8 protein-coding genes are annotated in these 13,875 nt (G+C 38.9%); 7 read left to right on the plus strand and 1 reads right to left on the minus strand.

Translation table 11 applies throughout. The features are described from left to right. Nucleotides 1-7: 7 nt before the first annotated feature. A complete protein-coding gene (locus F6K06_RS05155) occupies nucleotides 8-4,549 on the plus strand; it encodes a S8 family serine peptidase (protein ID WP_287242611.1) in 4,542 nt (1,513 codons plus the stop codon). 236 nt (nucleotides 4,550-4,785) lie between these two features. Here F6K06_RS05155 and F6K06_RS05160 read toward each other — a convergent pair whose 3' ends face one another. Then, a complete protein-coding gene (locus F6K06_RS05160; RefSeq protein ID WP_161565027.1) occupies nucleotides 4,786-4,923 on the minus strand; it encodes a hypothetical protein in 138 nt (45 codons plus the stop codon). A 1,063-nt stretch (nucleotides 4,924-5,986) separates the two neighbouring features. Between F6K06_RS05160 and F6K06_RS05165 the strand changes: the two genes are divergently transcribed. From F6K06_RS05165 to F6K06_RS05190, 6 genes are all read left to right on the plus strand, one after another. Continuing rightward, complete coding sequence (locus F6K06_RS05165; protein WP_124155111.1) at nucleotides 5,987-6,175, plus strand: hypothetical protein; 189 nt, start codon at nucleotides 5,987-5,989, stop codon at nucleotides 6,173-6,175. Nucleotides 6,176-6,507: 332 nt separating this feature from the next. Continuing rightward, a complete protein-coding gene (locus F6K06_RS05170) occupies nucleotides 6,508-10,782 on the plus strand; it encodes a GAF domain-containing protein (RefSeq protein WP_124155112.1) in 4,275 nt (1,424 codons plus the stop codon). 510 nt (nucleotides 10,783-11,292) lie between these two features. Continuing rightward, nucleotides 11,293-12,030 carry a TspO/MBR family protein gene (locus F6K06_RS05175; RefSeq protein ID WP_124145421.1) on the plus strand — a complete coding sequence of 246 codons (738 nt, stop codon included), beginning with the start codon at nucleotides 11,293-11,295 and terminating at the stop codon, nucleotides 12,028-12,030. Between the two features lie 40 nt (nucleotides 12,031-12,070). Further along, nucleotides 12,071-12,247 carry a hypothetical protein gene (locus F6K06_RS05180; protein WP_287240634.1) on the plus strand — a complete coding sequence of 59 codons (177 nt, stop codon included), beginning with the start codon at nucleotides 12,071-12,073 and terminating at the stop codon, nucleotides 12,245-12,247. 505 nt (nucleotides 12,248-12,752) lie between these two features. Then, nucleotides 12,753-12,851 (plus strand): DUF2283 domain-containing protein, encoded by a 99-nt coding sequence (locus F6K06_RS05185; RefSeq protein WP_287240632.1) that lies wholly within the window; start codon nucleotides 12,753-12,755, stop codon nucleotides 12,849-12,851. Between the two features lie 179 nt (nucleotides 12,852-13,030). Next, on the plus strand, nucleotides 13,031-13,294 hold the full coding sequence (locus F6K06_RS05190) for a hypothetical protein (protein ID WP_124155354.1): 264 nt from the start codon (nucleotides 13,031-13,033) through the stop codon (nucleotides 13,292-13,294). Nucleotides 13,295-13,875: the final 581 nt, after the last annotated feature.

Raw genomic sequence — 13,875 nt, forward strand, 5'->3', positions numbered from 1 at the left:
TAGGAAAATGGAACAAACAACAGAACTATATAGCCCTTTAAATGAACTAGAATCTCCTCTCAACTATAATTTTGTTGTCGGAGAACAACCTAATATTCCCTTAGATAAATTTTCAGCTTCTGATGAGGGTATCAAGTTACTTTCTTTGTTAAATGTTGAAGAGGATACTGATGGTATTGTACTAAAAAGTAATATCGATTTTGACAATTCATTTGATGGCTTCAGAAATTCAACTGACCAAAGCTCTACAGGTGAGAAAGAAGTAATTGTAGGTCGGTTTGAACAAGAAGATTTTAAAGACTTGGGAACAGAAAAGGCCGATTTGTTAACAGGTTTACCCAAAGAAGAATCTTCTGAGAATTCATCAGAAAAACCCACTGATGTTACTTTACCCAAAGAAGAGAAAACATCTGTAGATGATGATGGAGAACAATCTGAAACAGATGTCATAAATATTCCACCAGAAGGAAAGTTCATAGAGACACCAAGTAGTATTGCTTCATTAGAACCAGAAGAGAAAGTATCGCCAGAGGTGTTAGAAGCGATCGCTAATGGTGAGGCCCAAGAACTTTTAGTCTCATTAGACAGCAGTGAAATTGATGCACTGGTAGAAGCTCGAATGGTGGAGGAAGGTTTAGAGGCAGGTAGCGACGAAATCTTAGAATACAAAGCAGAATTGCTGGCAGAACTAAAAAAAGAAGAGGTATTCTCTGATTTACCAGAAGGATTTGAAATTATAGATGATTATGGTAATTTGCCAATTTCCTTTGTCCGGTTTGAGTCAGAAGAACCTCTGCTAGAACTGTTAGAAAATGATGACGTTTTAGGAGCAGCAGTTCCGGAAGTAGATGAAACATTTCTACAAGAAAGTCTACCCATCATCAATCAACCAGAAGCAGAAGCAGCAGGATATACAGGGGAAGGTACAACTGTTGCAGTTCTTGATACAGGCGCTAATCCAAATGCTCCTGGTCTTGAGGATCGAATAGTATTTGCTCAAGACTTTGGCAATGATGATGGTCAAGATGACAACGATGGCCATGGAACGAATGTTAGCGCCATTGTTGCTGGAGTTGCACCAGGGACTAATATTGCAGCATTAGATGTTTTTGATACCTTTAATGAACAGGGGAAATCAACATCAAGGGTATCAAACCAGATCGCTGCGATTAACTGGGTGATTGATAACAGAAACACTTACAATATTGAAGCCATCAATATGAGTCTTGGTGGGGGAAAATTTACAGAACCACTCTCTGATGATAGCTCTGCTAGAGGTTTAGCTATTGAAGCAGCCAAATCAGCAGGTATCCTCACCATCGTTGCATCTGGAAATAATCGCTACACAGATGGAATTGGAAGACCTGCTGCTTATGAAAGTGCGGTATCAGTTGGTGCAACGTATGACTACACAGGTAGCTATGGGGATATCGACTTAGACGTTGTACCAGATCGAGTGGCAGTGTTTTCCAACAGTGCCCAGTTTCTAGACATACTAGCACCTGGAGCATTTATAAATGCAGGAGGATTCAACGTTCCTGGAACTTCAATGGCAGCACCCCACGTTGCTGGAGCAGTTGCGGTCTTAAGTGAAGCCTTCCCCAATGAAAGTCCAGACCAAATTCTGCAACGGATGCTTAATTCTGGCGACCCCATTACAGACCACCGCAACGGAATTACTAAACCCAGACTTAATCTAGGTGCTGCATTAGAGATAGAATCTGCTCGACTTGACAACGATAATTTTCTAGATAGCGAAATCCTGTCTGGTACATCAGACAGCGACTCTGGTACAAATGTTAATGCTACCGAACAATCTGGAGAACCAAATCACGCTGATGTTGGTGGAGGTAACTCTCTTTGGTGGAGTTGGACAGCTCCTACTTCTGGGGAAGTGACAGTCAATACTTTCGGTAGTGACTTTGATACTGTATTAGCTGCATATATAGGTGCTTCAGTTTCAAACTTGACTGAAGTTGATAGCAACGACGATAGTGGAAGTAGTCGCCAAAGCGAAATTGTCTTCGATGCCGTAGGGGGAACCACATATCATTTTGCGGTAGATGGATATTTGGAAGCTACAGGCAATATTGCTATTGACCTCTCACTAGAAACAATAGGGGTAGAAAACGATAATTTATCTGACAGTATATCCTTAAGTGGTTCATCTGCTAGCGCTACTGGCAACAATATTAATGCCACCATAGAATCGGGAGAACCAAATCATGCTGAAAACTCTGGCGGTAGTTCCGTTTGGTGGGATTGGACTGCACCTTCATCTGGTACAGTCACTATCGGAACTGATGGTAGTAATTTTGATACTATATTAGGAATTTATACAGGTGATTCTGTGTCAAACCTGACTGAAGTTGCCAGTGACGATGATGGAGGTGAGGGAGTACAAAGTCTGGTGACTTTTGAAGTTGTTGGAGGAACAAATTATAAAATTGCAGTTGATGGATTTTCTGGTTCTGAGGGTAATATCGTTTTAGATATAGAACTAGCAACATCACAGATCTCTTCACAGATATCTAACAATGATTTTGCCAACAGTGCTACCCTCAGTGGTACTTCCGATAACGCAACTACCAGTAGCATCAACGCTTCCAAAGAACTTGGAGAACCAAATCATGCTGGAAATGATGGTGGTAGTTCCCTATGGTGGAATTGGACAGCACCAAGTTCAGGATTAGTAACTATTGATACCTTTGGCAGCGATTTCGACACCATTTTAGCCGCCTACACAGGTTCATCAGTCTCCAACTTAACTGAGATTGCTAGCAATGACGATAGTAGTGGTTTGCAAAGCCAAATTGCTTTCCAAGCAGTAGCAGGAACTAACTATCAAATTGCAGTGGATGGATTTAGTGGAGCAGCAGGTAATGTTGAGTTGGCTTTGTTTTTGGAGGCTGATACCCTAGCAAACGATGATTTTGCTGACAGGATTTCTTTAAGCGGTTCACAGATTAATGAAACAGCTACCAATGAGAACGCAACTGTAGAGTTAGAAGAACCTCTTCATGCAGGAAATGATGGCGGTGCATCCCTGTGGTGGAGTTGGACAGCTCCTAATGATGGTACTTTAACCGTCAATACTGGCGGTAGTGATTTTGATACAATACTAGCAGCGTATACAGGTTCTTCCCTCTCTAACTTAACTGAGATTGACAGTAATGATGATAGTGTAAATTATGGTCTCCAGAGCGAGATTCTCTTTGATGTAGTTGAAGGTGAAACCTACAACATAGCAGTGGATGGATTCAATGGTGACTTTGGTAATATTAACCTCGAACTAATTCTCTCTACCTTTGAAAACCAAATCGATCTATCTAGTGATGTCTTTGAAGTAACTCCGCAACAAGTTAGTCCTGGTGATTCTATTGATATTGACTTTTCTGTAGACAATACTGGCAGCGATGATGCTACTGGTTTCTGGGTAGACTTCTTCTTATCCGAGGATGCTAATATTGACGCACAGGAAGACTATCTGCTTGGTTTTACCTGGATAGAAAGTTTGCCTGGTAACAGTAATAGCGGAGTGCTAAGTGAAAGTTTTTCCCTACCTACTATAGACGGTTTTTCTTGGGATGAGGACGCAGATTATCAGATTGGTATGCTCGTTGACAGTTTTGATGCTGTTGCGGAGACTGACGAATCGAATAATACAGATACTGAAACTATATCGATATCTACAACGTCATCAGAACCATCTTACACAAGCACCCCAGTCAGAATTAATGGGGTATATGAACCCATTGCAGGTGACTTTAATGGAGACAACAATACTGATATTCTCTGGTATCGACCAGGACCAGGCCAGGATTTCATTTGGTTCTTCAACTCTGACGGCTCTTTTGAGAGCAGTCGCTTCACGGTCAATGGTACTTACACGCCGATAGTTGGAGATTTTAACGGTGATTCCACCTCAGATATTCTCTGGTATCGACCAGGGTCAGGCCAGGATTTCATCTGGTTCTTTGATAAGGATGGAAATCGTACCAGCAGTAGGTTTACAGTTAACGGTACTTACACCCCAGTAGCGGGAGATTTTGATGGCAGTGGCACCACAGATGTTCTCTGGTATCGACCAGGTACAGGTCAAGACTTTTTATGGTCTTTCAATTCTGACGGTACTTTTGAGAGTAATAGGTTCACAGTTAATGGTACTTACACCCCAGTAGCGGGAGACTTTGATGCTAGTGGTACCACAGATGTTCTCTGGTATCGACCAGGTACAGGTCAAGACTTTTTATGGTCTTTCAATTCCGACGGTACTTTTGACAGCAATAGGTTTACAGTTAATGGTACTTATACCCCAATAGCTGGAGACTTTGATGCTAGTGGTACCACAGATGTTCTCTGGTATCGACCAGGTACAGGTCAAGACTTTTTATGGTCTTTCAATTCCGACGGTACTTTTGACAGCAATAGGTTTACAGTTAATGGTACTTATACCCCAATAGCTGGAGACTTTAACGGCAATCTCTTCTCTGATATTCTCTGGTATCGACCAGGTACAGGTCAAGACTTTTTATGGTCTTTTCAATAGATCAGGACTTACGCATGAGGTACGAAAAACTAGGACTTGAGATTGCTTTCCGTTCCGGACTGCTCCGCAAACCCTTTCGGTCCCAATGACGGAAATACCTTGAGGAACGTAAGTCCTATAGAACCCCTAAACGGATCTATTTAAAAATAGAGAAGGAGATGGGGAGATGGGGAGATGAGAGTATTTTTCTACCTGCAAGGGAAGCTACCAGGTTTGCTATTGGGCGACGCGGGGTCTCATCCGCTTTTTCCCCATTCTCGTTCCTGAATTTCCACAACTTCCTCAGGCTGAGGACGGAAGCCAAAAGCACATACCGCGTCCAAAGATACGATCGGGGGTTCTATAGATACAAATAGATAGACTACAGTGGCCAAAGCATTATCCTACTGTCTGCTCTCTACTGCCTACTGCCTACTCCCGCGCACCAAAAGAATTTTGTAGCCTACTTAAATGAAAAGCACTGTAACTGAGTCCGTGGTCTCAACCTTGACTTGGTGAGTAATATAATTTCTATCGTCTGTGGGGGTAAACGGCCGTTTGCCCCTACAATTTTAGGTAGTATAGCAGTCCTATTTTATTTGTGTATAAAAATCTTACCGCTTTTAGGGAACAGGGAACAGCGGTGCGACCCCGCGTCGGCGTCAGACGCAAGCGGTCAGACCCCGCGACGATGCCAGTCGCAAGGGAATGCTGACCAAGAGAGGGAACGCGCACCAAGAGAGGGAACAGGGGACAGGTAGAAGTTTCAGTTTTTTTATCTACTTTTTGATTTGTCACAACTTATTTAGGATTGCTATAGTGCATTGTAATGGTATAGAGCATCTTGCTCCCGTTCTAATATCATATCAAATCCGCTTAATTCGGAAAAAAAATGTTTCATCTGAGCGCCAGAGCGCAAATCTTTCTAAATTATTTTCCCTCTTGACTCCGGAGGACTGACTCCTAATTAATGATCTCATATCATGTCTGGTAGCATCGGTATTGTAAGCGTGAAGGTAAGGAAGAAGGAAGAGGCAAGAAGGCTGAAAAGCTTGAAAAAAACGTAAATTTCCTGTAGATATTCACCCTTGGTTTTACACAAACGCGCCCCAGCGGAAATGATATCAAATAAGGTAAGCAAGAAGCAAGAAGCAAGAGGGAAGAAGGCTGAAAAGCTTGAAAAAACGTAAATTTCCTGTAGATATTCACCCTTGGTTTTACACAAACGCGCCCCAGCGGAAATGATATCAAATCCGGTTAAACAGTTATAGATTGCTTAAGTCTTGAGGAGTCAACCCACCCCTAACCCAACCCAGGAGGGGGAGGACCGAGTCAGGAGGAGAGAGAATCACAAAGATGAGCGTAGTTATGACGATTGAAGATTTTTTTTATGTCTAATTAAACGGATTTGATCTGATATTATTATACCAATGCTACCGGATTTGATCTCATGTCTGTTTGAATACCCACAATAAAAAATTGGTGGTGGTGCATAGTAATGGTAGAGAGTGTGTGGGCAGATGGGGACCAACCCCTAACCCCGACCGTGGAGGGGAATTTGGGGAGATGGGGGGGATGGGGAGTATGGGAGAAATTAAAAAATATATATCTTCACCAAAACCCATGCAGGACTACCAAAAAATTTAGGGAATAGGTAATAGACATTAGTATTAAGCTATACCTCACTATCCTCAAAAGTGCTGTAATTGTCAATAGTGCGAGCAAGATGCTCACACTATTGACAGTTATTAAATTATATCATACAATTCTATATAAAAAATTGTTAAATAAAATTAAAATTATTGTCTACAAAAAATGTAGATTCATCATAACTAAATCATTAAGATAGTGTCTATAATTCATAGAGATTTGCTCGGGAGGTAGAGATACAACAGATTCAGTGGTATATGAGGTACAAATATTAACGATACTCGCTCTGAAACATTATCTATAAAATTTTTAATAAAAATCAATAAATTATGTCTGTAGAAAATCAAGAATATAAAAAAAAATTAGCAACAGCGATCGCTCGTATTCCAACATCCCTAGACCGAGAAACTATTTTCAAAATTACGATTACAGAAATACGACAGTTAATAAATGCAGACCGAGTAGCATTGCTTCGCTTCTATCCTCAGTTAAATTGGCAAGGAGAATTTATTTGTGAAGATGTAGCAGATGATTGGAATTCCATTTTAGGGGTGAGGGTAAAACATTGGCTTTTTGGGAAAGAATTAGCTGCATACAATAAAGAAGGATACATTGAGACTATAACGGATATTGAGCAAGCAACATTAAGTGAATCAGAGGGCAAAATTTGCCAAGAGTTTCAGGTACAAGCTCATTTGGTAGTTCCCATACTCAAAGTAGATAACACCAAAAATGCTACAACATTAACTCAATCTGAACTGTGGGGATTACTTTGTATACATCAATGTAGCAGACCTCGGCAATGGCAAGATGTGGAGATTGAACTTGCTCATAAAATGGCTCAAAATCTAGGAGTAGTAATCAAAAATACAGACCTTCTAGAAGCAGCACATTACCAAGTACAACAACAAAAAGCCTTAGCTAGAGTAATTAAGAGAATTCGTAGCCCACTAGATTTAGAAGAAATTTTTAAGATTACTGCCACAGAAGTACGTCAACTACTCAAAGCTGACCGCGTGGGAGTGTTTCGTTTTTATCCAGAAAGAGACTGGGAAGGAGAATTTGTTTCTGAAGATGTAGGATTAGAGTGGAATTCAGCATTAGCAGTTAAAGTATATGACCACTGTTTTGGGGAACAATTCGCTGTTCATTATCAAGAAGGTAGAATACAAGCAGTGGCAGACATTTATCAAGCAGGATTAAGTGATTGCCATGCAGAAATTTTGGGGCGATTTCAAGTGCGCGCCAATCTAGTTGTGCCTCTACTCAAAGGTGCAGATACAGAAATATTACCCGAACTTTGGGGTTTGCTGTGCATTCATCAATGCAGTGGGCCTCGTCATTGGCAAGACTACGAAATAGAATTTGTCCAACAAATAGCCGATCATTTTGGTGTAGCGCTACAACAAGATGATGCTCTCAGACAAGTTGAAAAACAGGCAGCACAACTAGCTATAAGTAAAGAAAAAGAAAAGTTAGCCGAACGCCAGAAAATTGTAGGTAATTTATTCGACAAAATTCGCCTATCCCTAGAAATTGAGACAATTTTTGCCACTGCAACCCAAGAAGTCAGAAAACTACTGCAAGCAGATCGAGTAGTAATATATAAGTTTTTACCTGACTTTAGTGGGGAATTTGTTGCCGAATCTTTTGCAGAAAGATGGACTCCCCTAGTGGGAGTTCAGCCCATAATTAAAGATACTTTTTTAGAACAAAATCAGGGGGGGCGGTATGCAAACAATGAAACTTTCGCCGTTGACGATATTTATCAGGTGGGTCATGATCAGTGTTATGTTCAACTTTTAGAACAATTTGAAGCCAGAGCTTATGCACTTGTGCCAATTTTACCTGGAGAAAAACTTTGGGGTTTGCTGGCAACTTTTCAAAATTCGGCTCCTCGTCATTGGCAAAAGGATGAAGTAGACTTGCTAGCTCAAATAGCTGCTCAGTTGGGATTTGCTCTCCAACAAGCTGAGTATTTTCAGAAAGTTCAGGAGCAGTCGGTACAACTAGCAAAAGCAGCAGAGCAGGAAAAATCAGCAGAAAGGCAAAAAACTCTAGTAGCAATTGTTGATAAAATTCGTCGGTCTTTTGATCTTAAGACAATTTTTCAAACAACTACCCAACAAGTACAAAAATTACTGGATGCAGACAGAGTTACTATCTACCGCTTTCATGCTGATTGGAGTGGGGAGTTTGTAGCTGAGTCAGTAGCTAAAGGTTGGAATTCTTTAATACAGGAGCAAAAGGAAAATCCCGAAATCAACAAAAATGTTAGTAGATGTTCCGTCCAAAATTTGGCAAATCCCCATACTGATACCTATTTGCAGGAAACTAATGGCGGGCATTTTAATAAAGGATTAGTTTATCGTATCTGCAACGATATCTATAATGCAGGTTTTAGTGACTGTTACATTGAGGTATTAGAGTATTATCAAGCCAGGTCTTATGGGATTATTGCGATTTATCTGGGAGAAAAACTTTGGGGTTTGCTGGCAGCTTATCAAAATTCTGGTCCCCGTTATTGGCAAAAGGATGAAGTTGAGTTGCTAGTTCAAATAGGAACTCAATTAGGGGTAGCTCTACAACAAGCTCAGTATGTTCAGAAGGTTCAGGAGCAGTCAGTACAACTAGCAGCAAGAGCTGCAGCAATGGAAAAATCAGCAGAACGCCAAAAAACTCTGGCTGCAATTGTTGATAAAATTCGTCGGTCTCTTGATCTTGAGACAATTTTTCAAACAACTACCCAACAAGTACAAAAATTACTGGATGCAGACAGAGTTATTATCTACCGCTTTCATGCTGATTGGAGTGGGGAGTTTGTCGCTGAATCAGTAGCTGAGGGTTGGGAGAAGTTAATACAGGAGCAAACGGAAAATTCCAAAATCTCCGCAAATGTTAATCTATGCTCCATTAGAGATTTGCCAAATTATGTGAATGATACCTATTTGCAAGAAAACAAAGGCGAAAATTTTGCCCAAAAAGTTTATTGTATCTGCAACGATATTTATAATGCAGGTTTTAGTGACTGTTACATTGAGGTATTAGAGTTTTATCAAGCAAGAGCTTATGCTATCGTAGCTATTTATCAGGGAGAAAAACTTTGGGGTTTGCTGGCAGCTTATCAAAATTCGGCTCCTCGTGAGTGGGAAGCAGCAGAGGTAGAATTATTGGCTCAAATTGGCGGTCAGTTGGGAGTCGCACTACAACAAGCTCAGTATTTCAAACAAGTTCAAGCTCAAGCAGCAGAATTGGAAAAAGCCACAGAACGACAAAAGGGACTGTCAATTACCATTGATAGAATTAGGCAATCTCTGGATATTAATACAATTTTTCAGACGACTACTCAAGAGGTACGACAGTTACTAGAAGTTGAGAGAGTGGCTATTTATCGTTTTTACCCAAACTGGAGTGGGGAGTTTGTGGCAGATTCGATGATTGATGAATGGACTCCTATTGTTCAGACTCCTTTAGCAATTAATCCTGTAATCAGTAAACTGACTAATGCCAGTAAACTTCCCAGAAATGAAACTTTTGTGCCAATTTTGCAGGGAGAAAAACTTTGGGGGTTATTGGTTGCTTATCAAAATTCTAGTCCTCGTTATTGGCAAGATGAAGAAATTAATTTGTTAGCACAGGTGGGAGTGCAGTTAGGTATTGCTTTACAACAAGCTGAATTACTGGAAAAAACCCGTACCCAAACTGAAGAATTAACAAAAACTCTGCGGGAGTTAAAACAAACTCAACTGCAGATGATTCAGGCTGAAAAAATGGCTAGTTTAGGGCAGTTAGTAGCAGGAATTGCCCATGAAATTAATAATCCTGTAAATTTTATTTTTGGCAATCTAATTCATGTCGATGAGTATGCACAAAGTTTGCTCACTTTGATGAAATTATATCATCAACATTATCTTGACCCTGTTCCAGAAATTAAAGATTTTTCAGAAGATATTGACTTGGAATTTATTATTAAAGATTTGCCTAAGATGATAAATTCTATGAAAATGGGAGCTGAAAGAATTCGTCAATTAGTATTATCATTAAGAACATTTTCTCGCCTTGATGAGTCTAAAAGGAAAGAAGTAGATATCCATACAGGAATTGATAGTACCCTGTTAATTTTGCAACATAGATTGAAACTTAAATCAGAACTTCCTCAGATTACAATTGTTAAAAATTATGGGGATTTACCTTTAGTTCCGTGTTATGCAGCTCCAATTAATCAGGTATTTATGAACCTGCTTAGTAATGCTATCGATGCATTAGAAGAAAAACTGGAAACAGATCAACTTTTTATTCCTACTATTACGATTACTACAGAAATTAATCTAGATAATCCAGACACAGTTTTAATTAAAATTTATGATAATGGTTTGGGAATTACTCAAGAGGTAAAAGGTAAAATATTTGACCTGTTTTTTACTACTAAAGAGGTAGGAAAAGGAACTGGTTTAGGGCTTTCTATTAGTTATGAAATTATAGTACAAAAACATAGAGGTCAAATATTCTGTAATTCTCAACTAGGTCAAGGAACTGAATTTATTATTCAAATTCCAATTAATCAGGAGTCAGGAGTCAGAAGTCAGGAGTCAGGAGAAATATAAGGATTTGAATAGCATGAATTTTTAAATTCGTATTCAATAAAGTATCTATATTCAAATGAACTAATACCAGTTTTATATGAGGTTGCATACAATGATGAAATTCATTAAATTGATCTATATTTATCTACGCTTACCGGCGGTCAATTATACTTGAAATATTATTCTATAGCAGTTTCATTTCAATTTGGTATAACTTAGCAATTATATAATTTCTAGTAGCATCGGAGCGTGTATAAAATAAGGTGGCAATGAGAAAAAAACCTTTCCTACCGAATGCTACGCAAACAGCATAGCTGCCTTCCTTCCAGCAAAATCTAATTACTCAACCGGACATGATATTACTGTATAATCAGATTTTAGATGAGACAGGAATTACGCATAACCACCACATAAAGTAGGGGTTAACGGCCGTTAACCCGTACATGGCCAACCCCTACAAATGGTGTATAATTTCGTCTTTTGCGTAAGTCCTATGAAAATAAAGTTAATAGTTTTCTGAATATTCTGATTATGACTCAATCAAATGATGGTGGAACAGTCGAACAGTTTGTCAATACAGTAATGGGGGTAAAAACTGAGTCGAAAAATCAATCTATCCCCAAACAAATAGTTTCTACAAAAGAGCTAGATATCAAAGCACTTTTAATGTATAAATTAGGAACTATTGTACAAATAGGAATTATTCTTCTAGCCTTCTGGGGAATGGAAAAATTGGTGACTTTAGTTAATAATTATTCTTCTTTTCCTAATTGGTTAAATACCGTACTTGCAGGAATGTTTTTTACCTTATTAAGTATTCGTTCGCGAATTTTTTCCCCATTAGATAATACTCGTTCTCGTCAGACTTATGATAGTATAGTCAGACCTAAATGGGCACCTCCACCTTTAGCTTTTCCCATAGTATGGATGACAATTGCAGTCTTACGAGTTATCTCTTCGTTATTAGTTTGGCAGGAGATGAACCAACAATTTTTAGTGCTTCCTTTAATAACTTTTGCAGTACATCTTGCTTTGGGAGATACTTGGAATACAATATTTACTGTAGAACGTAGGTTAGGTGCTGCTGTTCCCGTCGTAATTTTAGGTCCTTGGTTATCTGCTTTAATAGTTACTATATTTTACTGGCAAATTAATCCCACAGCAGGAATGATTTTAGCCCCTTCTTGTGTATGGTTAACTGTGGCGGCTATATTAGTATTTAGGATTTGGCAATTGAATGGAAAAGAACCACTATATCCACTTAAATAGACAATTATATCATCTCCGGTTGAATAGTTATAAATAGGGTTTGCGCTTCACTAGTCTTTTAGTAGGGGTAGAAGACTACCAGGAGGGGGAGACAGGAGACAGGAGACAGGAGACAGGAGACAGGAGACAGGAGACAGGAGACAACCCACCCCTCGCCCCTCCCCCTCCCAGGAGGGGAGAAATGGGAATGAGCGAGGAGGTAGGATTCAACAATTAATAATTAATTATTAATTATTAATTATTAATTATTACCTCTCCTTGAAAAGAAGAGGATTGACTAAAAGGAAAAATTTTTTTCTTTTTTCCCCTGAAAAGGGGAGGATTTTAACCTGAATTAATAATTAATAATATCATGTCCGGTAGCATCGGTATTGTATAGCAAAGGTAGGGAACAGGGAACAGGGAACAGGGAACAGGGAACAGGGAACAGGCAAGAATACTTAAGGGCAATAAAAAACTTAAATTTCCTGTAGATATTCACCCTTGGGTTTACACAAACGATACCAGCGGACATGATATAATTATACCAATTTCCATGCATTAATGCTATACTTTCGATGAACTTCAGTTATTAAGTAATAATAATCGTTTAGTAATGTTTATAACGATTATCGATATTAAACAAAGATATATTTCTCTTTTCACCCTACTCCCTACTCCATACTGTCAAAGAGATGTAGCAATAATGCGTGAAATTTAGTATTATTAATTATTCGGTAATTATGAAGTTAAAAATTGATCAGCAAATTGATGCTTTATATTTTCGCCTTGATGAATCTCAAATTATTGAGTCGGAGGAGGTACTGATAACTGATAACTGATAACTGATAACTGAATTTTGAATATTCTACAATTTGAAAATTAATAATTTATGAAAAATGAATAGAGAACAAGTTTTGTTAGATATAGCAATGAGCGCTGGTATATTTACAAATTGCAGGAGGGGCTAAATAGCTAAAAGTCTTATATTATCAGCAATTTATTCCCCCTTCCGGAGCTGTTGCTTTCCGGAGCTGTTGCCTGCGCACAGCGCTATAAGTGGCGGAGTTTACCTGTGGAAAAACAGCAGGAAGTATTAGATTTGGTCGAACAATTTTATAGACAAAATCTGGATATAAATCAGGAAAATATTTATCAACCTAAAACGGAAATGGGTAAAAAATTATGGCAAATTCGTTCTCAAGCACTTGCCAAACAACCTAAGTTACTAACTTGGGATGAAGTTGAGGTCGAAATTAGCGATCGCCGAGGTGAAAGAGAGTGACTTTTACCAAAACTTAGGCTTTGTTGCATGAAAGTAGCGTTCTTAACATCCATTGCGTAGCTTAATTGCTCTGTTTGGCGGTTATTGATGTTCTATTTACTATTGTCCAATAGTTATTGTTCTGCAATAAGAGCGATCGCTCTGTTTCGTGATTATTGATGTTCTATTTACTATTGTCCAATAGTTAGGGCTGACCGCTCAATTTTCAAAACTTTTACCTGTAAAGGTTTCAGCCTTTTTATTTCCAAGATTAAAGAGAGTAACTTTTACCAAAACTTAGGCTTTGTTGCATGAAAGTAGCGTTCTTAACATCCATTGTGTAGCTTAATTGCTCTGTTTGGCGGTTATTGATGTTCTATTTACTATTGTCCAATAGTTATTGTTCTGCAATAAGAGCGATCGCTCTGTTTCGTGATTATTGATGTTCTATTTACTATTGTCCAATAGTTAGGGCTGACCGCTCAATTTTCAAAACTTTTACCTGTAAAGGTTTCAGCCTTTTTATTTCCAAGATTAAAGAGAGTAACTTTTACCAAAACTTAGGCTTTGTTGCATGAAAGTAGCGTTCTTAACATCCATTG

The sequence above is a fragment of the Okeania sp. SIO1H4 genome, from assembly GCF_010672695.1.
Taxonomy (GTDB): Bacteria; Cyanobacteriota; Cyanobacteriia; order Cyanobacteriales; family Microcoleaceae; genus Okeania; species Okeania hirsuta.

Bases quoted from the DNA above. Each gene is read 5' to 3' on its own strand.
- F6K06_RS05185 (WP_287240632.1), top strand. From the start codon at position 12,753: ATGAAGTTAAAAATTGATCAGCAAATTGATGCTTTATATTTTCGCCTT.
- F6K06_RS05170 (WP_124155112.1), top strand. From the start codon at position 6,508: ATGTCTGTAGAAAATCAAGAATATAAAAAAAAATTAGCAACAGCGATC.
- F6K06_RS05175 (WP_124145421.1), top strand. From the start codon at position 11,293: ATGACTCAATCAAATGATGGTGGAACAGTCGAACAGTTTGTCAATACA.
- F6K06_RS05155 (WP_287242611.1), top strand. From the start codon at position 8: ATGGAACAAACAACAGAACTATATAGCCCTTTAAATGAACTAGAATCT.